This window comes from Jatrophihabitans cynanchi (assembly GCF_027247405.1).
GTDB classification, from domain to species: Bacteria; Actinomycetota; Actinomycetes; order Mycobacteriales; family Jatrophihabitantaceae; genus Jatrophihabitans_B; species Jatrophihabitans_B cynanchi.
This window is the reverse complement of the sequence record NZ_CP097463.1, coordinates 4,421,523-4,443,092: the sequence shown is the minus strand read 5'-3', so window position 1 is coordinate 4,443,092 and position 21,570 is coordinate 4,421,523. Positions and strand designations below refer to the sequence as shown.

Annotated in this window: 19 protein-coding genes and 1 pseudogene; 13 read left to right on the top strand and 7 right to left on the bottom strand. The window is 70.0% G+C overall.

The window, feature by feature from the left end:
- Positions 1-7 precede the first annotated feature (7 nt).
- A complete protein-coding gene (locus tag M6B22_RS21615) occupies positions 8-283 on the bottom strand; it encodes a ferredoxin (RefSeq protein WP_269443636.1) in 276 nt (91 codons plus the stop codon).
- Positions 284-414: 131 nt separating this feature from the next.
- On the opposite strand from M6B22_RS21615, the gene arc reads away from it, so the two are divergent.
- The 6 genes from arc to M6B22_RS21585 all read left to right on the top strand — a co-directional run bounded on the left by arc (position 415) and on the right by M6B22_RS21585 (position 8,935).
- On the top strand, positions 415-2,184 hold the full coding sequence (gene arc / locus M6B22_RS21610) for a proteasome ATPase (RefSeq protein WP_269443635.1): 1,770 nt from the start codon (positions 415-417) through the stop codon (positions 2,182-2,184).
- Between the two features lie 58 nt (positions 2,185-2,242).
- Positions 2,243-2,995 carry a sulfite exporter TauE/SafE family protein gene (locus tag M6B22_RS21605; protein WP_269443634.1) on the top strand — a complete coding sequence of 251 codons (753 nt, stop codon included), beginning with the start codon at positions 2,243-2,245 and terminating at the stop codon, positions 2,993-2,995.
- Between the two features lie 7 nt (positions 2,996-3,002).
- Positions 3,003-3,644: a LemA family protein gene (locus M6B22_RS21600; RefSeq protein WP_407935574.1), complete on the top strand. Its 642-nt coding sequence runs from the start codon at positions 3,003-3,005 to the stop codon at positions 3,642-3,644.
- Positions 3,645-3,669: 25 nt separating this feature from the next.
- A complete protein-coding gene (locus tag M6B22_RS21595) occupies positions 3,670-5,577 on the top strand; it encodes a M48 family metalloprotease (RefSeq protein WP_269443632.1) in 1,908 nt (635 codons plus the stop codon).
- Positions 5,578-5,629: 52 nt separating this feature from the next.
- Positions 5,630-7,156, top strand: a complete 1,527-nt coding sequence (gene dop, locus M6B22_RS21590; protein WP_269443631.1) for a depupylase/deamidase Dop — start codon at positions 5,630-5,632, stop codon at positions 7,154-7,156.
- Positions 7,157-7,486: 330 nt separating this feature from the next.
- The gene (locus M6B22_RS21585; RefSeq protein WP_269443630.1) at positions 7,487-8,935 is read left to right on the top strand and encodes an HNH endonuclease signature motif containing protein; all 1,449 of its coding nucleotides are present in this window, start codon (positions 7,487-7,489) and stop codon (positions 8,933-8,935) included.
- 36 nt (positions 8,936-8,971) lie between these two features.
- Here M6B22_RS21585 and kstR read toward each other — a convergent pair whose 3' ends face one another.
- The gene (gene kstR, locus M6B22_RS21580; protein ID WP_269443629.1) at positions 8,972-9,625 is read right to left on the bottom strand and encodes a cholesterol catabolism transcriptional regulator KstR; all 654 of its coding nucleotides are present in this window, start codon (positions 9,623-9,625) and stop codon (positions 8,972-8,974) included.
- Positions 9,626-9,801: 176 nt separating this feature from the next.
- Between kstR and M6B22_RS21575 the strand changes: the two genes are divergently transcribed.
- A complete protein-coding gene (locus M6B22_RS21575) occupies positions 9,802-10,263 on the top strand; it encodes a tRNA (cytidine(34)-2'-O)-methyltransferase (protein WP_269443628.1) in 462 nt (153 codons plus the stop codon).
- Between the two features lie 15 nt (positions 10,264-10,278).
- Here M6B22_RS21575 and M6B22_RS21570 read toward each other — a convergent pair whose 3' ends face one another.
- The gene (locus tag M6B22_RS21570) at positions 10,279-10,548 is read right to left on the bottom strand and encodes a DUF2277 domain-containing protein (RefSeq protein ID WP_269443627.1); all 270 of its coding nucleotides are present in this window, start codon (positions 10,546-10,548) and stop codon (positions 10,279-10,281) included.
- A 59-nt stretch (positions 10,549-10,607) separates the two neighbouring features.
- Here M6B22_RS21570 and M6B22_RS21565 point away from each other — a divergent pair, with 59 nt between their 5' ends.
- Together M6B22_RS21565 and M6B22_RS21560 are read left to right on the top strand one after the other, a co-directional pair.
- Positions 10,608-11,381, top strand: coding sequence for an HAD-IIA family hydrolase (locus tag M6B22_RS21565; protein ID WP_269443626.1), 774 nt, complete (start codon positions 10,608-10,610; stop codon positions 11,379-11,381).
- A 147-nt stretch (positions 11,382-11,528) separates the two neighbouring features.
- Entirely contained in the window at positions 11,529-11,810 is a 282-nt protein-coding gene (locus M6B22_RS21560; RefSeq protein ID WP_269443625.1) for a HesB/IscA family protein, read from the top strand.
- Between the two features lie 6 nt (positions 11,811-11,816).
- Here the strand turns inward: M6B22_RS21560 and M6B22_RS21555 are convergent, their stop codons facing one another.
- From M6B22_RS21555 to M6B22_RS21545, 3 genes are read right to left on the bottom strand one after another with little or no spacing between them, the layout of a single operon-like run.
- A complete protein-coding gene (locus M6B22_RS21555; protein ID WP_269443624.1) occupies positions 11,817-13,265 on the bottom strand; it encodes an FAD-dependent oxidoreductase in 1,449 nt (482 codons plus the stop codon).
- The gene (kstD, locus tag M6B22_RS21550) at positions 13,262-14,959 is read right to left on the bottom strand and encodes a 3-oxosteroid 1-dehydrogenase (protein WP_269443623.1); all 1,698 of its coding nucleotides are present in this window, start codon (positions 14,957-14,959) and stop codon (positions 13,262-13,264) included. The genes M6B22_RS21555 and kstD overlap by 4 nt, the downstream gene beginning before the upstream one ends.
- Before the next feature lie 34 nt (positions 14,960-14,993).
- Complete coding sequence (locus M6B22_RS21545) at positions 14,994-16,634, bottom strand: serine/threonine-protein kinase (RefSeq protein WP_269445854.1); 1,641 nt, start codon at positions 16,632-16,634, stop codon at positions 14,994-14,996.
- 170 nt (positions 16,635-16,804) lie between these two features.
- Here M6B22_RS21545 and M6B22_RS21540 point away from each other — a divergent pair, with 170 nt between their 5' ends.
- Positions 16,805-17,506 (top strand): VOC family protein, encoded by a 702-nt coding sequence (locus tag M6B22_RS21540; RefSeq protein WP_269443622.1) that lies wholly within the window; start codon positions 16,805-16,807, stop codon positions 17,504-17,506.
- A gap of 21 nt (positions 17,507-17,527) precedes the next feature.
- On the opposite strand, the gene M6B22_RS21535 is transcribed toward M6B22_RS21540, so the two are convergent.
- Complete coding sequence (locus tag M6B22_RS21535; protein WP_269443621.1) at positions 17,528-18,721, bottom strand: Rieske 2Fe-2S domain-containing protein; 1,194 nt, start codon at positions 18,719-18,721, stop codon at positions 17,528-17,530.
- Between the two features lie 209 nt (positions 18,722-18,930).
- On the opposite strand from M6B22_RS21535, the pseudogene hsaA reads away from it, so the two are divergent.
- The 3 genes and pseudogenes from hsaA to hsaB all read left to right on the top strand — a co-directional run bounded on the left by hsaA (position 18,931) and on the right by hsaB (position 21,566).
- Positions 18,931-20,110: pseudogene (gene hsaA, locus M6B22_RS22325) on the top strand (3-hydroxy-9,10-secoandrosta-1,3,5(10)-triene-9,17-dione monooxygenase oxygenase subunit).
- Complete coding sequence (gene hsaC, locus M6B22_RS22035; protein ID WP_407935573.1) at positions 20,107-21,021, top strand: iron-dependent extradiol dioxygenase HsaC; 915 nt, start codon at positions 20,107-20,109, stop codon at positions 21,019-21,021. The pseudogene hsaA and the gene hsaC overlap by 4 nt, the downstream one beginning before the upstream one ends.
- Positions 21,018-21,566: a 3-hydroxy-9,10-secoandrosta-1,3,5(10)-triene-9,17-dione monooxygenase reductase subunit gene (gene hsaB, locus M6B22_RS21525; RefSeq protein ID WP_269443619.1), complete on the top strand. Its 549-nt coding sequence runs from the start codon at positions 21,018-21,020 to the stop codon at positions 21,564-21,566. Before hsaC ends, hsaB begins: the two co-directional genes overlap by 4 nt.
- Positions 21,567-21,570: the final 4 nt, after the last annotated feature.

Genomic DNA, 21,570 nt, shown 5'->3' with positions numbered 1-21,570 from the left:
CGGGATCTCAGGCGTCCGGGCCGGCGATCTCCACTCCGTCACGCGCCCGCACCACGTGGATGCAGTCGCCGGGACACTCCTTGGCCGAGGCGATCACGTCCTGGACGAGTCCGGCGGGGACGTCCGCGCGCGCGCCCGGTTCGGTCAGCAGCTCGTCCGCCCCGTCCTTGACGTACGCCAGCCCGTCGACGTCGAACTCGAACACCTCGGGCGCGTACTGCACGCACAACCCGTCACCGGTGCACAGGCTCTGGTCGATCCACACTTGCAGCGGCTCACTCACGATTCGTCCGGGCTCCTAACTCTGGCGGGCTGTTTGCCGATTTCGGTATCGAGGGTAGTTCCCTACCTGGATGGGATCTCGTGTGTAGGGTGAGTTCTCGCGAACACTCCACGGAATTTGGAGGTGACCGCATGGCGATCGAGCCGCGCGACACGCAGGGCAGTCCGCGCTCGCACGAGCCTGCCGGCGATTCCGATTCTCGCCGCACCGCGTTCCTGGAGCAGGAGATCGAACTGCTCCGTGCCAAGGTGTCCGAATCGCCGCGGCACATGCGCCTGCTCGAGGACCGGCTGGCCGAGTCCCAGGGCCGCATCTCCGCGCTCAGCGACCGCAACGACCGGCTCGCCGAGACGCTGCGCGAGGCCCGCGACCAGATGGTCGCGCTCAAGGAGGAGATCGACCGGCTCGCCCAGCCGCCCAGCGGCTACGGCGTGTTCCTGGACGCCTTCGACGACGGCACCGTCGACATCTTCGCCTCCGGGCGCAAGCTGCGCGTCGCGGTCTCACCCGAGGTCAGCATCGAGGAGTTGCAGCACGGCCAGGAGGTCATGCTCAACGAGGCGATGAACGTCGTCGCCGCGCGCGGCTTCGAGCGGGCCGGCGAGGTCGTCATGCTCAAGGAGATCCTCGACGGTGGCGACCGTGCCCTCGTGATCGGCCACACAGACGAGGAGCGGGTCGTCTACCTGGCCGATCTGCTGCGCGACAAGCCGCTGCGCGTCGGTGACTCGCTGCTGCTGGAGACCCGCTCGTCCTACGCGTACGAGCGGGTGCCCAAGAGCGAGGTCGAGGAGCTGATCCTCGAAGAGGTCCCCGACATCGACTACACCGACATCGGTGGCCTGAGCCGGCAGATCGAGGCGATCCGGGACGCGGTCGAGTTGCCGTTCCTGCACGCTGACCTGTTCCGCGAGCACCAGTTGCGGCCGCCGAAGGGCATCCTGCTGTACGGGCCGCCCGGCTGCGGCAAGACGCTGATCGCCAAGGCCGTCGCGAACTCGCTCGCCAAGCAGGTGCAGAAGGTCCGCGGGGGAGACGAGAAGGCGACCAGCTACTTCCTGAACATCAAGGGCCCGGAGCTGCTGAACAAGTACGTCGGCGAGACCGAGCGACACATCCGGCTGGTGTTCCAGCGCGCCCGCGAGAAGGCGTCCGAGGGCACGCCGGTCATCGTGTTCTTCGACGAGATGGACTCGATCTTCCGCACCCGCGGTTCGGGCGTGTCCTCCGACGTCGAGAACACGATCGTCCCGCAGCTGCTGTCCGAGATCGACGGCGTCGAGGGGCTGGAGAACGTCATCGTGATCGGCGCGTCCAACCGCGAGGACATGATCGACCCTGCGATCCTGCGCCCCGGCCGGCTCGACGTGAAGATCAAGATCGAGCGTCCGGACGCCGAGGCCGCGCGGGACATCTTCAGCAAGTACATCCTGGCCGGCCTGCCGATCCACGCCGACGACCTGGCCGAGCACGGTGGCGACACCGAGGCCACCGTGGCGGCGATGATCCAGCACACCGTGGAACGGATGTACTCCGAGGCTGACGAGAACCGCTTCCTCGAGGTCACCTATGCCAACGGGGACAAGGAGACCTTGTACTTCAAGGACTTCAACTCCGGCGCGATGATCCAGAACATCGTCGACCGCGGCAAGAAGATGGCCATCAAGGACCTGCTGACGACCGGTCAGCGCGGCCTGCGCATGCAGCACCTGCTCGCCGCGTGTGTCGACGAGTTCCGCGAGAACGAGGACCTGCCGAACACCACGAACCCGGACGACTGGGCCCGCATATCGGGCAAGAAAGGCGAACGGATCGTGTACATCCGCACCCTCGTCTCCGGCAAGGGCAGCGACGCGGGCCGCTCCATCGACACCGTCGGCAACACCGGCCAGTACCTGTAAACGGTGCGCGGTACCCGTCCTGAGAGACTGGACGGGTGCCGATCCCTGAGCTGAGCGAGTGAACGGCTGGCAGGCGGCGCTCGTATTCGTCGCAGGCATCTGCGCAGGCACGATCAACACCGTCGTCGGGTCCGGCACTCTGGTGACCTTTCCGGTGCTGCTCGGCGTCGGCGTCCCGCCCGTCACGGCGAACGTGAGCAACAGCGTCGGGCTGTTCCCGGGCTCGATGGTCGGCGCCTGGGGCTATCGCCGCGAGTTGGCGGGCCAACGCGAACGGGGCATCAAACTCGGCACAGCCTCGGTCATCGGCGCGGTGATCGGCGCCATCCTGCTGCTCGTCCTGCCTGCCGACGCCTTCAAGGCGATCGTCCCGGCGCTGATCTTCCTGGCCCTGGTGCTGGTCGTCTTCGGCAAGCAGATCACCGCCCGGCTGGCCCACACCAAGCACCGGCCCAGCGAACGAACCACGCCGTTGTTGCTCGGCCTCACCCTCGCCAGCGGGATCTACGGCGGGTACTTCGGCGCGGCACAAGGCGTGGTGCTGATGGGCATCTTCGGAATCCTGCTGGCCGAGCCCTTGCAGCGGCAGAACGGCTTGAAGAACCTGATGGCCGGCCTGGTGAACCTGGTGGCGGCGATCGTCTTCTCCCTCACCGCCGAGGTCGACTGGGCCGCCGCCGGCCTGATCGCGCTCGGCGCGATGGTCGGCGGCGTGCTCGGCGCCCGCATCGGCCGGCGGCTGCCGCCCGCGGCGCTGCGCGCGGTCATCGTGGTGATCGGGGTAGCCGCGATCGTCAAGCTGCTGCTCTGAACGAGCCATGCCGATAGGCTCGGCCGAACGCCGGTCCCGAGGAGGGTTCGAAGTGGTCATCGCCATCATCGTCATCGTGGTCGTCGTCCTGCTGATCGCATTCTGGTTGATCGGCGGCTACAACGGCCTGGTCCGCGCCCGCAACGCGTTCAAGAACGCGTTCGCGCAGATCGACGTGCAGCTGCAGCGCCGGTTCGACCTCATCCCGAACCTCGTCGAGACGGCGAAGGCCTACATGGCGCACGAGCGCGAGACGCTCGAGGCGGTTACCGCGGCGCGTTCGGCGGCGATGGCCGGGCTGTCCGCAGCCCAGGCCAAGCCGGGCGACCCGGCCGCGATGAAGCAACTGGCCGAGTCGCAGGGCACGCTCACCGCGGCGCTCAGCCGGTTCACCGCGGTCGCCGAGGCCTACCCGGACCTGAAGGCCAGCCAGAACATGATGCAACTGTCCGAGGAGCTCACCTCGACGGAGAACAAGGTCGCGTTCTCGCGGCAGGCCTACAACGACGCGGTGATGACGTACAACAACAAGCGCGAGACGTTCCCCACCAGCGTCGTGGCCGGGATGTTCCACTTCGAGCCCGCGGCCCAGTGGGAGATCGCGCCGGACAAGCCCGAGACCCGTGAGGCGCCGAAGGTGCAGTTCTGAACCGGATCTGACCAGGACCGGACCGGTGAACTTCTTCGAGCGGCAGCGTCATGCGCGCGGAACGACGCTCAAGCTGATCGTGCTGTTCACGATCGCCGTCGTCGCGATCGTCGCGGTGCTGGACGTCGTGGTGCTCTACCTGGTGCGCAACCAGCCGGCCGGCACGATCACCGGCTACCTGATCGCCGCCAGCGTCGGCACCCTGCTCGTCATCGGCGCAGGCATGCTCAGCAAGACGATCGCGCTGCGCTCGGGCGGATCGGCCGTCGCACTGTCGGTCGGCGCCGTCGCGATCGATCCGACCACCACCGATCCGCAACTGCGCCGGTTCGTCAATGTGGTCGAGGAGATGTCGATCGCGTCCGGCGTGCCGATGCCGCGACTGTTCGTGCTCGAACAGGAAGCGGGCATCAACGCGTTCGCGGCCGGCTACACCGCTGCCGACGCGGCGATCACGGTCACCGGGGGAGCGCTGCGTTCGCTCAACCGCGACGAGCTGCAGGGTGTGATCGGGCACGAGTTCAGCCACGTGCTCAACGGCGACATGCGGATGAACGTCCGGCTGATCGGCCTGCTGAACGGCATCTTGCTGCTCGGCCTGATCGGGCTGCGCGTGCTCGCCTTCGGCGGCGGCGGGCGCTCCAACGGCAAGAAGGACAACGGCGCGGCGCCGATCCTGCTGGTCGCGCTGGCGATGATGATCCTGGGCTTCGTCGGGCAGTTCTTCGCCAGCTTGATCAAGGCGGCGGTGAGTCGACAGCGCGAGTGGCTGGCGGACGCGTCGTCCGTGCAGTTCACCCGGCAGACCGTCGGGCTCGAGGGTGCGTTCAAGAAGATCGGCGGCCTGCCGACCGGCTCGCGGCTCGACAACGCGCACGGCGCCAGCCAGGTCAGCCACATGCTCTTCGGCGAGGGCGGCCGCTCGTTCAGCCAGCTGTTCGCCACGCACCCGCCGCTGGTCGAGCGGATCAAGGCGCTGGATCCGGCGTTCGACCCGGGCGAGCTCCAGCAGCTCGCCCAGCAATGGCAAGCCGCCCCGCCGAACGGTCTCGCCGAAGACGTCGCACGTGGGCTGGTCGGAACACCGCCGCCGCCACCTCAAGAACCCGCGGCCGGCCGGGTCGAGCCGGCGGCGGTCACCGCTCGGGTGGGCACGCTGACGCCCGAGGACCTGGCCCACGGCGCCGAGCTGAGCGCGCGGATCCCGGTGCGGTTCCGCCAGGACGCAAGCCAGCCGAGCACCGCCGTCCCGCTGATCCTCGCGATGCTGCTCAATGCAGAGCCGGACGTGCGCGATCGGCAGCTGGGGATCGCCCGCTCCCGGATCGGTGTGGACGCCGCCGACGCCGCCGAGCGTCTCGCCGCGGAACTGGCCGCGCTCGCGCCTGAACTGCGGCTGCCGGTGCTGTCCATCGCGGTGCCGCTCATCACCGCACGGCCGCGGGCGAGCCTGGCTGCGCTGCTCGACGCCCTGGACGAGCTTGCCCGGGCGGACGGGCGGATCACGCTCTTCGAATACTGCCTGACCCGGCTGGTGTCGTCCTACGTTCAGGACGCGGGCGATCCGGCTGGGCGGTCCAAGCCGGGACGGGCCGGCGTGGCCGGTGCCCGCGACGCCGCGCTGACCCTGCTGGCGGCGCTGGCCGCGGCGGGGAACGACAATCCCGAACAGGCGGCGCATGCGTTCGCCGGAGGCCTCGCTGCGCTGCTTCCCGGCGAAAGCGTTCCGTACGCACCGCCGGCTGATACCTGGCGCGCATTGGACGCAGGCTGGGCCGACCTCGACGCGGTGGCCGCGCCACACAAGCAGCGGCTGGTACAGGCGATGGTGATCGCGGTGCGCGACGACGGCGTGCTCACCCTGCACGAGGCGGAGCTGCTACGGACTGCGTGCGCGCTGCTGCACTGCCCGCTTCCGGCTTTCATCGCCTGACCCGCCACGCGCCGGCCGCCGGTCCGCGGCCCGGCGCCGTAGCCTGGTCACTGTGAGCGTCAGACGTGTGATGGGCACCGAGGTCGAATACGGCGTCAGCCTGCCCGGCCAGCCGACCGCCAACGCGATGCTGCTGTCCGCGCAGGTGGTCAACGCCTACGCCGGCTCGCTGCCGGCCGGCCGCGCGCGGCGGGCCAGCTGGGACTTCGAGGAGGAGTCGCCGCTGCGCGATGCGCGCGGCTTCGACCTCGGTGGCAGCGGGGCGATCGCCCAGGAGTTCATCGACGCAGAGGAAGACACCGGGATGGCGAACGTCATCCTCCCCAACGGCGCGCGGCTCTACGTCGACCACGCCCACCCGGAGTACTCCGGCCCTGAGGTGACCAACCCCCTGGACGTGGTGCGCTGGGACAAGGCCGGTGAGCTGGTGATGCTCGACGCGGCCCGGCGAATCGCATCGATGCCCGGAGTGAACGGGCCGATCAACCTGTACAAGAACAACACCGACAACAAGGGCGCGTCGTACGGCGCGCACGAGAACTACCTGTGCAGCCGCGACACCCCGTTCGCCTCGCTGGTCCGGCACCTGGTGCCGTTCTTCACCACGCGGCAGGTCATGTGCGGCGCCGGCCGCGTCGGCATCGGCCAGGACGGGCGCATCGCGGGCTTCCAGATCTCCCAACGCGCCGACTTCTTCGAGGTCGAGGTAGGGCTGGAGACGACGCTCAAGCGGCCCATTGTGAACACCCGCGACGAGCCGCACGCCGACGCCGACCGGTACCGGCGGCTGCACGTGATAGTCGGTGACGCGAACCTGGCCGAGATCTCCACCTACCTCAAGGTCGGGACGACGGCGCTGGTGCTCGCCATGATCGAGGCGAACGTTCTCGCCGACGACCTGGCGATCGCCCAGCCGGTGCGAGAGTTGCACGAGGTCTCCCACGACCCGTCGCTGACCCATCTGATCGTCCTCGCGGACGGCAGGCGGATCACCGCCCTCGACCTGCAGGGGGAGTACCTGGACCGGGCCCGCAAGTTCGTCGACGATCGCTACGGCGACGACGCCGACGAGCAGACGCTCGACGTCCTGTCCCGCTGGGAGTCGGTGCTGACCCGGCTGGCCGTCGATCCGATGCAACTGGCCGGTGAGCTGGACTGGGTGGCCAAGCTGCGCGTGCTCAACGGCTACCGAGAACGCGACGGGCTGGACTGGGATTCGTCCCGGCTGCAACTGATCGACCTGCAGTACTCGGACGTCCGTCCGGAGAAGGGCCTGTATCACCGGCTCGTCTCGCGCGGGGCGATGACCACACTCGTCACCGGGGAGGAGGTCGCGCGCGCGGTCAACCACCCGCCCGAGGACACCCGCGCCTACTTCCGCGGCGAATGCCTGCGCCGCTACGGGCAGTCGGTGGCGGCCGCGTCCTGGGACTCGGTGATCTTCGACGTCGGTCGCGAGTCGCTGGTGCGGGTGCCGATGCTCGAACCGCTGCGCGGCACGAAGGCACACGTGGGGGAGTTGCTGGAGCAGAACGCCACGGCACAAGCACTCATCGACGCGCTCGTCGGCCCCGGCTGAGCTCGGCGAATCACACCTACCCGAGGGGGCCGCTGGGGACCGCCGCTCCCGGGCTACTTCGTGCGGTGGTTGCTCCACGTCGAAGTGCGCAGCGACGAGGGGGCGCTCCCGGCGCGGTCCGCTGACTCGCCGTTTGCTGTTGGTTGCTTTGCGTCCAAGAGCGCAGCGACGGCAGGTTGGGTGCTCGGTCGGCTTGCGCTGCCGGTTGCCTTTCGTGGTTGGTTTGCACCGGTCTGGTTGCGCTCGTTCTGTCGGAATCAGTCGATAAAATAAGGCGAAAGTCCACCAATACTGGTTGACACGGCGGGCTGGTGCTGTAGAATCAGACGCATGGGCGATTCAGATCGGATCGTGGTCGACGGGATCACCGTCGACCTGGTCGACCCCGCCCTGTACACCCCGCTCCCCACTGCGTCGGACGTGCTGCACCGGCCCGATCAGGTCGCCGAAGCCGCCACCGTGCTCACCCCGTCCGGAGCGGTACTGACCGCGATGGAATCACTGTTACCCACGCGGCTGTCGGGCACCGGCTTGATCGACGCCCTGGAGGCGTGCGACCGGCTGCGGGCCCTGGTCGATGCCAAGCAGGTCGAACTGCTGGCCGAACTGCAGCAGCGGGACAGTGACGGTGCCCAGTTCCTGCAGGACGAGGTCGCCTTGGCGTTGCACCTGGCACCGGGCACCGCGCAGGACCGGCTGGATACTGCCGCTGAGCTGACCTTCCGGTTGTGGGACACCTTCGAGCTGCTGCGGGACGGGCACCTGTCCGCGGTGCACGCCCGCATCCTCGCGACCGCATGCGCAGAGCTCCCCGACCCGATCGTCGCGAAGGTACAAGCCCAGGTGCTCAAGCGGGCGCCGGGACAGACACCCGGTGAGTTCCGCGCCGCCGTCCGGCGAGCCATCGCGAAACAAGATGCGAAGTCCCAGAACGAGAGGCACCGCGAGGCTGCGGCGCAGCGGCACGTCCGCAAGGAACATGTGGACGATGGGATGGGCTGGTTGAACCTGTTCGCGCCGGCCGACGGCATCGAAACCATCTGGACCGCCGTCAACGCCTGGGGACAGCGAACCAGCCGCGACGACACCCGCACCGCGGACCAACGCCGTGCCGACGCACTGGTGGAGATCTGCACCGCCGCGCTGGCGATGCCCGGCCTGCCGGCCGAGCACGGACTGCGGCCGAGCGTGAACGTCACCCTCGCCGCCTCCACCCTCGCCGGACAGGACGACCAACCCGGGTATGTGAACGGGGAACCCGTCCCCGCAGATGTCGCCCGCCGGATGGCGAACCAGCCCGGCGCCCGTTACCACTACTGGCCTGTCGATCAGGCCGGTCGGCTCCTCGACCAGACCTGCCCCCAGGCGCCCGACGCATCCCAGACACCCACGGAGCCGACCGGTCCGGTGATCGACAGCAGCCTGATCACCCACCGCTACCACCCCACCACCGCGATCGCCCGGCATGTGATCACCCGCGACCAGCGGTGTGTGATGCCCGGCTGCAGGCGCAAAGCGCACCGCTGCCAGCTGGATCACCGCCTGCCCTGGCCGGCCGGTGCGACCAGCGCCGAGAACCTCGAACCGCTCTGCAAGCGGCATCACGACCTGAAACACCACGCCGGCTGGACCCTCACCCGCACCCCCGACGGCACCTACCACTGGACCAGCGCAACCCGGCACCGCTACCGCTACCGGCCACCCGAACTACCAGTACCGCAACCACCACCGGCGGCGAGAACCGGACCCGACCCCAACGACGAACCACCGCCGTTCTAGTCACATGCGGCAAAGGGCCGAGCTACTCAGAGCTACTCAGAGCGAGTCGGAAGCCTGCCGCACGCCCAGAAGCAGGCCGATCGTGAGTTCCAACCGGTTGGCGACGTCGGTCGCCGAGGCGCGGCGGGTGACCCAGGCGACCAGGTTCGACAGCCACACGTCGCTGATCACTCGGGCGATCGCCAGCTGCTCCTCGGTGGCCGGTCCGTCGCCGGTGAGCAACGCACGCGCGAACATCTGATCCATGAGCCTGCCGACCTGATCGACCTCGGCGGCCGCGGAAGCATCGGCGAACATGAAGGCACGGGTCATCGCCTCGGTGAGCTGCGGATCGCGCTGCAGCGCCTTCGTGATCCGCGACAGGATGAACATCAACCGCTCGTAAGGCGTGTCTCCGGGCAGGGCCAAACGCTCCGTGCGGTCCTGGGTCCGCGCGAGCTCACGCGCCAACGCCGAGACCAGCAGGTGAATCTTGGACGGGAAGTAGCGGTACAGCGTGCCGAGCGCCACGTCGGCCCGCTCGGCCACCGAGCGCATCTGCACGGCCTCGTAACCGCCCTTGGACGCGAGTGCCAAGGTGGCATCGAGGATGCGCTTGCGCCGCTCACGCTGCGCCGACGAGCCGAGATCCTCGGGAGTGAGCGCGCTCACCGCACCGTGATCGTCGCGCGTGCGTGGAGCGGATGTCATCGAAAGCCCCTCGTCGTCGAGTGTGAAGACCAGGTCAGCCTAGCACCGTGAACACGCGGAACGTGTTCCATTTGATACGGCGCAGGCGGCAGAATATCCGCTGGGCGATTGCCGTTCGCCGAACAGTCATCGACTAGAACTCGTTCTAGTCGATGCATACCCCTTAAGCTCGACGCGTGTTCCACCTAGTCTTCGTCGAGCCGCGCATCCCGCCCAACACCGGTAACGCCATTCGGCTCGCCGCGGTGACCGGCGCGCACCTGCACCTGGTCGAGCCGCTCGGCTTCACTATGACCGATGCGAAGCTGCGGCGTGCGGGGCTGGACTATCACGACCTGGCTACCGTCACCGTCCATCCGACACGCGAGGCGCTCTGGGCTGACGTGCTGCCGGCCAGGGTGTTCGCGTTCACCGCCGCGGCCGAGACCTCGTACGCGGACATCTCCTATCGGCAGGGCGATGTGCTGATGTTCGGTCCTGAACCGACCGGCCTCGCCGCCGACGTGCTGTCCGATCCGAACGTCACCGACCGGTTGCGTATCCCGATGCTGGCGGGGCGCCGCTCGTTGAACCTGTCCAACGCGGCCGCCGTCGCCGCCTACGAGGCCTGGCGCCAGCTCCGCTTCGCGGGAAGCTGATCACGTCCGCAAGCGCTATGCCTCGAAGCGCGCAGCGCTGCGTGCCCTGGCACGGGCGGCCTCGACCTCGCGATCCTTCGGTGGCGCCGTCGTCACCAGGGCGTCAAGCAGGTGCTGCGTCGCGTGCGCCACCTCGTGCACCGCCCGGTCGAACGCAGCCTGGTTCGCCGCCGACGGCCTGCTCGACCCACTGACCTTGCGCACGTACTGCAGCGCCGCCGCGTGCACCTCGTCCTCGGTGGCGGGCGGCTCGAAGTTGTTCAGGACCCGGATGTTGCGGCACATGCCCCCAGCCTGACACGGTTGCCCTGCATGCTTCCACCGAATGCGTGAAGGGCGGGCCGATGAGGCAACCGGCCGAGAGCTGGCTGACCGACATGGACGGTGTCCTCGTGCACGAGGATCACGCGATCCCGGGCGCAGCCGAGTTCCTGGCCCGGCTGATCGAGCGCGAGCGCCGCTTCCTGGTGCTCACCAACAACTCGATCTTCACCCCGCGTGACCTGTCCGCCCGGCTGGCGCGCTCCGGCCTGGACGTCCCCGAGCGTGCGATCTGGACGTCGGCCCTGGCCACGGCAGCGTTCCTGTCCGACCAGCAGCCGGGTGGCTCGGCGTACGTGATCGGCGAGGCCGGGATGACCACCGCGCTGCACGAGGTCGGCTACACGCTCACCGACACCGCGCCGGACTTCGTCGTGCTCGGCGAGACGCGCACGTACAGCTTCGAGGCGATCACCAGGGCGATCCGGCTCATCCTCGGCGGCGCCCGGTTCATCGCGACCAACCCTGACGTCACCGGTCCGTCCGCCGAAGGCCCGCTGCCGGCCACTGGTTCGGTCGCCGCGCTGATCACCGCCGCGACCCGGCGCCAGCCGTACTTCGTGGGCAAACCGAATCCGATGATGTTCCGCAGCGCGCTGAACCGGATCGAGGCGCACTCGGAGACCACGATCATGATCGGCGACCGGATGGACACCGATGTCGTCGCCGGCATCGAGGCAGGGCTGGACACGATCCTGGTGCTCACCGGCTCGACCCACCCGGACGACCTCGACCGCTTTCCCTATCGGCCCGGCCGGGTTCTCAACTCGGTCGCCGACGCGATCGAGTTGATCTGAGAGCGCGGCAAGCGCGCGACACGCCGACATTTGACCTTCACGGCTTGGCCGGGAACCGTGGAGGGGGCACAGCGGGTGGCCCGTCCACCCGGGCGTCAGCACGATCCGGCGTCCTCACGACATTCGAGAGCGACAAGGAGAAGCACTGTGCTCACCCTGACTGACACCGCAAGCACCGAGATCCGCAACATCATCGCCGACCCGGAGGTACCCGACGGCTGCGGGCTGCGCATCGCCAACGACCCGGCCGCGGGCGGCCTCACGCTCACCCTGGCCACCGCACCCGCGGAGGACGATCAGGTCCTCGACGAGAACGGCGCACGGGTCTTCCTCGAGCCCCAGGCCGCGATGATGCTCGATGACAAGGCACTCGACGCGGCGCACGACGACAACGGGCAGTTGCGCTTCACCGTCGCCGCCGACGCCTGAGCCCGATCAGCGCCGCGCCGCACTCGCGGCGCGGCGCCCGGCCCATCTGCCGAACAACGTCGAATCACCCAGTGACAGCCCGCTGCAGTAGCCCTGAGCGGCAACGCCCGAGGTGGTGCGGCCCGCCGCGAACAGCCCGGGGATCGGCGCTGCGGCCAGATCCAACACCTCGCCGTCCGGCAAGGTGTGCAGGCCGCCGAGTGTGAACGGCGCGTAGACGAAGGACCCGGCCCGCAGGTCGAACGCCGCGAGCGGACCGCGCAGCGGGGTGAGCACTGTGGCGTCCTTTCCGAACAGCGGATCGCGCCCGGAGCGCGCGTGCTCGTTGTAATAGTCCAGCGTCGCGACCAGCGCACCCTGCGGAAGCCCGATCTCGCCCTCGAGTTCGGACGCCGTGGCGCACACCCAGGTCGCCGGGATGTTCAGCCAGTTCGGCGCGTAGTGCTCCTCGTCGACGATCAGGTACGCCACCGCGCCCTGGTGCACGAGCGCGGCCTGTCCCACCCGCCCCATGTAGGTGTCCTCGTTCACGAACCGTTGCCCGGCGCGGTTGACGATGATGCCGTGCACGAGCGAGCGCGGCGCGTTGAACGGCAACGCGCACTCGATCGCGTCCATCCGCTTCACCTGCGCGCCGACCGCCTGCGCCATCCGGATCCCGCTTCCGTCGTCACCGTCGGTACCGAGCCGCAACGGCGTGACCTGCACGACGGGTGCGTACTGCTCCACCATCGCCGGGTTCTGGATGAAGCCACCGGCCGCCAGCACCACGCCGGCCCGCGCGCGGATCGCCACCTGCTCGCCGTACCGCTGGGCGATCACCCCGCACACCCGCCCGGTGCCGTCGACCACGAGACGTTCGGCCCGGGTGTCGAACGACGTGCGCGCGCCCGCCTCCACCGCTGCTCCGCTCAGTCGCGCCATCAACACCTTCCCGCCCGGACGCCCGCCCTGCACGACGTGACCGCGCGGCGCGGGGGTCGCGACGTCACGGTAGGGATGGGCATTCTCGCCGCCGGTGAACATCAGGCCCTCACCGTCGACGGGTGAGGTGCCGTTCGCGTGCGGCAGAACGGTTCCCAGGAACTCGACGCCCCGTGCCAGCAGCCACTCGCGATGCTCGGCGATGGCCGCGCAGTACCGTTCGATCTTCGCCCGGTCCGGAGCCGGACCACACGCGGCCAGCAGGAACGCCTGCATGTTCTCGACGGTGTCCGGGTAGCCCGCCGCCACCTGCTCAGGCGTACCGGCACCCAGGTAGATGAAGCCGTCCGACAGGGCGGCCGCGCCGCCGGCCGCGCCGGCCCGCTCGAGCACCAGCGTGCGGGCGCCGACGGTGGCAGCCTCGAACGCCGCCGACGAACCGGCCGCGCCGAAGCCGACCACGACGACATCCGCGTCGTCGGCCCAGCTCCCGACCGTCGAGGCATCCACCGGCGCGAAGGGGCGGCTCACTGCGCCCCACTGGCGACCTGCTCGGCTGCCTGCCGCGCGATCTCCAGCGCGGCGAGGTAGCCGAAGGTGACGGCGGGACCGATCGTCGCGCCCGGACCGGCGTAGGTGTGCCCCATCACCGGACTGCTCGCGTTGCCCGCCGCGAACAGCCCGGCGATGACCGAACCGTCCGGGCGCAGTACCCGCCCGTGCACATCGGTACGCAGGCCGCCCTTGGTGCCGAGGTCGCCCGGCACGATCCTGACCGCGTAGAACGGAGCCGTGTCGATCACGCCGAGGCACGGGTTGGGCCTGTTGCGCGGATCGCCGTAGTACCGGTCGTACCCGCTCTCGCCGCGACCGAAGTCGGCGTCGCGCCCCGCGCGGGCGAAGCCGTTGAAGGTCTCGACCGTGCGGACGAGCGCGGCCGGGTTGACCTCGAGCTGTTCGGCGAGCCGCTCCAGCGACGGCGCCCGGACAACCACGCCCGACCGGTACCACCGCCGGGGGAACGGCGCACGGGGGCGCAACCCGGCGAAGAAGTACCGGTTGCGGTACCGCTGGTCCAGCACCAGCCAGCACGGGATGTGCTCGCCCGGTCCGTCGCCCTGCCCGTACCGCCCGCCGTACATCGCGTGCACCGCATCGACGTACGGCGCCGCCTCGTTGACGAACCGCTCGCCCGAACGGTCGATGAGGATGCACCCCGGCAGGGTGCGCTCGGCCAGGCAGAACCACGGGCCACCGGGCAGCGGGATCGACGGCCCCCACCACGCATCGTCCATCAGTTCGAGCGCGCCGCCGATCCGCCGGCCGGCCAGGACGCCGTCACCGGTGTTCGCGGCCGCACCCACCGTCCAGTCGCTGCCGATCGGGGCCCGCTGAAACCGCTGGCGCAATGCCGCGTTGTGCTCGAACCCGCCGGTGGCCAGGACGACGGCGTGACGCGCATGCAGCACCCGCCGGTCCGCGCCGGTTGCGACGAGCACACCCGTCACGCGGTCGTCGTCCTCGACGTGCAGGTCCACGAGCGGCGTCTCCAGCAACACCGGCACCCCTGCCTCGCGCAACCCCGCGCGTAAACCGGCAGCGAGCGCCTGGCCCATGACCAGTAGCCGTTTGCCGGTGAGCGTCGCCAGCATCCAGCGCAGCCCGATCCGCAGCACCCGCACCATCCCGCGCGGGTGGCGCAGGACCAGGGTGGCCCAGCGGTAGTCGCCCTGGGTCACCGCGACGTTCAACGGCGCCGCGCCGTACGGCGGTTCGAGCTCGGCGAGGTCCGGGCCGAGGCGCCGCCCGTCGAACGGCACCGGCTCGACCGAACGGCCGCCGACGCGGCCACCGGGGGACTCGGGGTAGTAGTCCGAGTAGCCCGGCACCCAGCGCATCCGCAGTGGCGTGTTCGCCAGTAGGAACGACAGCGCCTCCGGCCCGCGCTGCAGGAACGTGTCGATGCGATCGGCGGCCACGACGTCGCCGACGATGGCGTGCAGGTACCGGGCGGCCGCCTGCGGGGTGTCGGCGACACCGCTCGCGCGCAGCACCTCGTTGTTCGGGATCCACACGCCCCCGCCCGAGCGCGCCGTCGAGCCACCGAAGTGCGTCGCCTTCTCCACGACCACCGCACGCAGGCCATGTTTCGCCGCGGCGAGCGCCGCGGTCATGCCGGCTGCGCCGCTACCCACGACGATCACGTCGTACCTGTCCCGGTGCATGTAGAACAGGTTATAGTTTTGCGTGGGATGTGCGCTACTGCAAGGCGATCTGATCCGCACCGGCACCGGCTGACCGGAAGGCTTCGAGCGTCGCGACCAGGTCGGCCAGCTCCCACGCCGAGCGCCGGGTCGCGGTCAGCGGCATCGCCTCGTGAGTGCCGAGCACCACGATCAGCCCATGTGGTGCGCCCGGGCGGCGCGACGGTTCGTAGCGCGGCTGCAAGGACACCACCGCGTCCCACGGGATGAGCACGCGGGCCAGTCCGTCACGGTGCTGCATGTGGCACGCGTCGAGCTGCAGGCTGGGCCGGACGAACCAGCCGGCTAGCGCGCTCAGCGCCGCAGCGCAGCCGAGCGTCCAGGCCAGCACCGTGGCCGACGGCGCGGTCAGCGCGAGCACTACGGCCAACACGGCCCAGAACGGGCCCATCAGCGCGAGGAAGGCCCGGCCGGCGGACAGCAGCGGCGCGCGCAGCACCACCCGTCGCCGGGACGTCGGGCGGCGGGCGGTCGATGGCATCGGCGGCGGCGGCGGCGGTGGCGCCTGTGGCGGTGGCGCCTGTGGCGGTGGCAGGGTCCATGCCGGGGGGCCGGGTGCCGGGACCGGCGTCGCGAGTAGCGGTGCCGGGTCGGCTCCGGTCGCCGGATCAGCGGCGGGCGGAGCGGTGGGCGGCGCGGGCGGTGGTCCGGCGACCGGCTGGTCGGGCGCGGCCGGCGGCGGAACGGGCCGGCCGCCGGGTGGGCGCACGCTGACGCTGTGCCGGCGTACCGGCGCTGCCGTCACCGGCCGTTCCGGCTCGCGCACCATGATCCGGGTCCGCGGCCACCCGTTCTGCGCCTCGATCCGGCCCAGTTCCTCGGCGAACCACATGACGCTCGGCGGCCGGTCGGCCGGGTCCTTGGCCAGGCCCCACAGCACCAGGTCGGACAGTTCGATCGGCACGTCGTCGCGCACGATCGGCCGGGCGGGGTCGCGCAGGATCCGCAGGATCGTCGCGGCCGGTGACTCGCCCTGATAGGCGGCCAGCGGCGGCTGCCCGGCGAGCAGTTCGTACAGACTGGACGCCAGTCCGTACACGTCCGTCGCCGCGCTCGCCTCGCTACCCATCATCAGCTCAGGGGCGACGTGCACGCTCGGGAAGTCGAACAGTTCGGCCGGCGCGGGTGCGGTGGAGCGCAGCCGGGCGACCCCGAAGTCCGACAGCGCGGGCTCGCCGAACTCGGTGAGCAGGATGTTGGCCGGGCGTACGTCCCGGTGCAGCACGCCTCCGCGGTGCGCCGTCTCCAGGGCGCCGGCGATCTTGATCGCGATCGAGACGGACTGATCGGTGGCCGGCCGCTTGCCATCACGCATCCAGTCGGCCAAGGACCCGCCACACCGTTCGAGCACCAGCACTGGGCGGCCGTCGGCGAGCCGGTACGAGCGGTACAAGGTCACGATGTTTGGGTGCGCGCTGATCGCGGCCAGGATCGCCGATTCACGCGCGAAGGACTCCATGCCACGCGGCGTGACCCCGTCGACGGTGAGCACCTTCAGCGCGACCGGTCGCCCGGACACGTCCTCGCGAGCGTGGAACACCCCGCTGTGCAGTCCGGCGTGCACCGGGACGATGTCGCTGTAGCCGGCGAAGTCTTCGTCGGCATGGTTCGGCGACGCGCCCGCACGCGTATGCATCGCCACCTGACAAGACCTCCGACCGTCCAGGTTGCACCTTATCTGAGCGAGAGTCGCGAACACGCCGAGATCAGATCGCCGTTCAGTTCCGGGAACCTTGGACCCGTGCAATCGGCAGATTCCGGACGGGCTGCAGGCGCGTTGTCCCACCGCGATGCGATCGTTATGCCGTGACCGAGCCCGCACTGACCAGGCAGCAGATCTCCGACGCGGTGGGCGCGCACGGCTGGCGCTTCGTCCTGGGCGAACTGCGCACCGCCGTGCCGGTGCAGTCCGTCGCCCACGCGGCCGCCGTCGCCGCAATCGTGGCGGCCGAAGCCGGCTCCGGCGCCGGCAGCCTACGGATGGACCTGCGGCCCGAGTGCGCCCTGCTCACCCTGCAGGACCCGGCCACGTCATGGGTCACCGAAACCGACGTAGCAACGGCCCGTCGGGTGAGCGAGGCGCTGCTCGCCGCCGGCCTGTGCCCAGCGGGCGGGGTCGGCACGGAGCAGACCCGCTCGACCCAGGTGATCGAGATCGCCGTCGACGCGATGGACATCGCCGCGGTCCGACCGTTCTGGCGCGCCGTGTTCGGCTACGCCTGCGAGCCCGGGCACGACGGTCCCGAGGACCCGATAGTCGACCCGCAGCGGCAGGGCCCGTCCGTCTGGTTCCAACAGATGGACGCGCCGAGGGCGCAGCGCAACCGCATCCACTTCGACGTCGCGGTGCCACACGACGAGGCGCCGAACCGGATCCGCGCCGCACTCGCCGCGGGCGGCACGATGGTGTCCGACCGCCGCGCCCCGGCGTTCTGGGTGCTGGCCGACGCCGAGGGCAACGAGGTGTGCGTGTGCACCTGGCAGGGGCGTGATCCGGTCCAGCAGTAGCGCACCGTCACCCCGCTGCTGCTACCGCGCTGCGGCCTCGACGCCCTCGCGGGATCCGTCGTCACGCCGGCGCTCGAGGTTGTCGGCAACCTCCTGCTCCCACGCCTCGACGGCGCGCGTCGTGTCGATCTCGAACTCGAAGCGGGCGGTCATCTCGTCGGTGACGTCGGCGGCGTCGACGTAGAACTGCTGGTACCAGCGGCGTAGCTGGTACACCGGCCCGTCCTCTTCGCACAGCAGCGGATTGTCGATCCGGCTCTTGTTCTGCCAGATCGCCACGTCCTGCTCGAAGCCGACCTTGAAGCTCTTGGCGAACTTGCCCGCGATCGTGTTCGCCAACTCCGAGTCGACACCCGGCATCTTCTTCACCATCACCGCGTACTGCAGCACGAAGGAGTTCGCGTCGATCGGGTAGTGGCAGTTGACGAGGACCGACTCGACGGTGGTGCCCTGAAAGTCGTTCCACAGCCTGTTGATCATGTACGACGGGCCGAAGTAGGTCGCCTCCGACCTGAGTTCGTTGTCGCCGCTGTAGTTCGAGTTGGCACTGTAGTTCGAGCCGGCACCGAGGTCGGGCCGGCCGCGCGATTGCATGTACTGCGTCGCCTCGTGCTTTTCGAAGACATTCTTGAAGTACGTCGGAAAGGCGAAGTGGATGTAGAAGAAGTGCGCCATGTCCGCGACGTTGTCGATGATCTCCCGGCAGTTGGAGCCTTCGATCGTCATCGTGGTCCAGACCCAGTCGCTCCACTCGCCCGAGCCGACTCCCTCGATCGCGGGGATCTCGACCTCTGGCGGAGGCGGGTTGCCCTCGGGGTCGTTCCAGACGAACAGCTGCCCGTTCTTCTCCAGCGTGGTCCACGCCCTGGTGCGCGCACGCAGCGGCACCCGCCGCGCGTACGGGATCGCGGCGCAGCGCCCGTTGCCGGCCCAGCGCCAGTCGTGGAACGGGCAGGCGATCCTGCCGTCCTTGACTGTGCCCTGGCTCAGGTCACCGCCCATGTGCCGGCAGTACGCGTCCAGCACGCAGAGCGCGTCCTGCTCGTCCACGAAGATCACCAGCTTGGTGCCGAACGCCTGCACCGCGTGCGGGCGCCCGTCCCGGAAGGACGCCGCGAGCCCCAGGCAGTGCCAGCCGCGCGCGAATCGCTCGGGGACCGCACCGGCGTCGATCGCGCGAACCGGATCGGTATCGAGCTCGGCCGCTGGCACCATGCCACCTCCCGGCAGACCGTCCCCAATGACCAGGGAATCGGGTGAACTCACAATAAGAACACGTTACAGAAATCGTGCCGCACTGCCGCGGTCAACGCAAGCTGTCGCTTAGCTGCCTGGCACATGCGGCATGCCGCCGGATCGACAGAGACAAGAACTGGTTCTAGTCTTGCCGGATGAATGGTCAGCTGCGCACGGCGGAGGTCACGATGACGGGTCGCGCTACTGACGAGGTCCTGGCCGCGGTCCAAGATCTGCTCCCGGTGCTGCGTGAGCGTGCGCAGGAGACCGAGGACCTGCGCCGGCTGCCGGACGACAGCGTGAAGGCGCTGCAGGACACCGGCTTCTTCCGGCTGCTCCAACCGGCCCGCTTCGGTGGCCTGGAAGCCTCGCCGATCGAGTTCTACCGCGGCGTGCGGGCGATCGCCGGCGCATGCGGCTCGACCGGTTGGGTCAGCTCGGTGCTCGGCGTGCACCCGTGGCAGCTGGCGCTGTTCGACGACCGCGCGCAGCAGGAGGTCTGGGGAGCGGACCGCAACGCGCTGATCTCCTCCTCCTACGCACCGATGGGCCGGGCGACTCCGGCAGGCGGCGGCGGGGGATTCGAGTTCAGCGGGCGCTGGAGCTTCTCCTCCGGCTGCCACCACGCGCAGTGGATCTTCCTGGGCGGGCTGGTCACCGACGACGACGGCTCGATCGCCGACTTCCGCACGTTCCTGCTGCCCCGCTCGGACTACCTGATCGAGGACGTCTGGGACACGATCGGGCTGCGCGGCACCGGCAGCAACGACATCATCGTCGACCGGGCCTTCGTCCCCGAGTACCGCACGCTGAGCTTCCTGGACACCGGGCGGTGCTACGGCCCGGGCCAGCAGCAGAACACCGCGCCGCTGTACCGGCTGCCGTTCGCGATGGTCTTCTCCAACTCCGTCTCGGTGCCGGTCGTCGGCATGGCCACCGGGGCTTACGAGGCCTATGTCGGCTGGACACGCGAACGGGTCCGCGCCTCCACCGGCGGGCGCGGCAGAGGACCCGTTCAACCAGTTGCGCATCGCGGAGGCCGCGGCGAGCCTGGACGGCGCGGTGCTGGCGATCGAGCGCAACATCACCGAGGGGCTCGAGCTCGCCGGTGCGGGGGAGCGGCTGCCGATGCCGCTTCGGGTGCGGGCGCGGCGCGATCAGGTAGCCGCCACGGCGGCTGCGATCGCGGCCGTCGACCGGCTGTTCGAGAGCGCGGGCGGGCGGGCGCTGCGGGCCGGCACGCCGATCCAGCGGTTCTGGCGCGACGCGCACGCCGGCCGGGTGCACGCGATCAACGACCCGGAGAAGGCCGGCGTGCTGTTCGGCCGGTACGAGCTGGGGCTGAAGGTCCAGGACGCGTGGCTGTGACCAGCAGTGCCATCCGTTCGCTCGGCTACCTGCTCATCGAGGCCACCGATGTGCCGGCCTGGCGGCAGTACGCGCTGAAGGTCCTCGGCCTGATCGAGGGGGAGGGCACGACGCCCGGTGCGCTCTACCTGCGCATGGACGACTTCCCGTCCCGCCTCGTGATCGTCCCTGGCGAGCGTGACCGGTTGGCCGCGAGCGGGTGGGAGGCCGCCGACGCCGCCGCACTGCAGGAGGTGCGCGAGCGGCTGGACGCCGCCGGCGTGCCGTTCCAGGCGGGCACCGCCGAGGAGCTCGCCGACCGGCGGGTCGACGAGCTGATCAGCTTCGAGGACCCGTCCGGAAACCTGCAGGAGGTCTTCCACGGCCTGGCGCTGCGTCACCGGCGAGTGATCAGCCCGTACGGGCACACCTTCGTGACCGGCGAGCAGGGGCTGGGGCACGTCGTCCTGTCGTGCACCGACGACGCCGAGTCGCTGCGCTTCTACCGGGACGTGCTGGGATTCCGGCTGCGCGACTCGATGCGGCTGCCACCCCAGGCGGTCGGGCGACCCGCCGACGGCCGGCCCGCGTGGCTGCGGTTCCTCGGCTGCAACCCCCGGCACCACAGCCTGGCGTTCCTGCCGATGCCCACGCCGTCCGGCATCGTGCACCTGATGCTCGAGGTTGCCGAGCCGGACGACGTCGGGCTGTGCCTGGACCGGGCGCTGCGCCGCAAGGTGCCGATGTCCGCGACGCTGGGGCGGCACGTCAACGACCTGATGCTCTCGTTCTACCTGAAGACACCTGGTGGTTTCGACGTCGAGTTCGGCTGCGAGGGGCGGCAGGTCGACGACGGCTCGTGGGTGGCGCGGGAGAGCACCGCGGTCAGCCTGTGGGGCCACGACTTCACCCTGGGTGCGCGGTACCGGTGAGCCCGCCGACGATCGACGCCGGCACGTTCCGCAGGGCGCTGGGCCACTTCTGCACCGGCGTCACGGTCGTCGCGGCGATCTCCGGCGACGAGCCGGTCGGCTTCGCGTGCCAGTCGTTCGCGGCGCTGTCACTCGACCCGCCACTGGTGCTGTTCTGCCCGGGCAAGTCCTCACGCACCTGGCCGCTGATCGAGGCGGCCGGGCGGTTCAGCGTGAACGTCCTGGCCCACTCGCAGCGCGATGTCAGCGCCGCGTTCGGCCGGGCCGGGGCAGACAAGTTCGCCGGCGTGGCCTGGTCCGCCGCCCCGTCCGGCGCACCCGTGCTGAGCGGGGTGCTCAGCTGGCTCGACTGCTCCGTGCACGAGGTACTCGACGGTGGCGATCACTGGATCGTCCTCGGCCGGGTGCTCGCGCTGGGCGATCACCGCGACGAGCGCCCGCTGCTGTTCTACCGCGGCGCCTACACCGCCACCGAGCCGGCCGAGCCGACGCCGGGGATCCTGGACAACCTGATCACCTGGTCGCGCGACGACGACTGGTTCTGAGTCC

Excerpts from the sequence above, each read along its gene's own strand:
- arc (WP_269443635.1), top strand. The coding sequence starts at position 415 with ATGGCGATCGAGCCGCGCGACACGCAGGGCAGTCCGCGCTCGCACGAG.
- M6B22_RS21600 (WP_407935574.1), top strand. The coding sequence starts at position 3,003 with ATGCCGATAGGCTCGGCCGAACGCCGGTCCCGAGGAGGGTTCGAAGTG.
- M6B22_RS21585 (WP_269443630.1), top strand. The coding sequence starts at position 7,487 with ATGGGCGATTCAGATCGGATCGTGGTCGACGGGATCACCGTCGACCTG.
- kstR (WP_269443629.1), bottom strand. The coding sequence starts at position 9,625 with ATGACATCCGCTCCACGCACGCGCGACGATCACGGTGCGGTGAGCGCG.
- M6B22_RS21570 (WP_269443627.1), bottom strand. The coding sequence starts at position 10,548 with ATGTGCCGCAACATCCGGGTCCTGAACAACTTCGAGCCGCCCGCCACC.
- M6B22_RS21565 (WP_269443626.1), top strand. The coding sequence starts at position 10,608 with ATGAGGCAACCGGCCGAGAGCTGGCTGACCGACATGGACGGTGTCCTC.
- kstD (WP_269443623.1), bottom strand. The coding sequence starts at position 14,959 with ATGCACCGGGACAGGTACGACGTGATCGTCGTGGGTAGCGGCGCAGCC.
- M6B22_RS21545 (WP_269445854.1), bottom strand. The coding sequence starts at position 16,634 with ATGCATACGCGTGCGGGCGCGTCGCCGAACCATGCCGACGAAGACTTC.
- M6B22_RS21535 (WP_269443621.1), bottom strand. The coding sequence starts at position 18,721 with ATGGTGCCAGCGGCCGAGCTCGATACCGATCCGGTTCGCGCGATCGAC.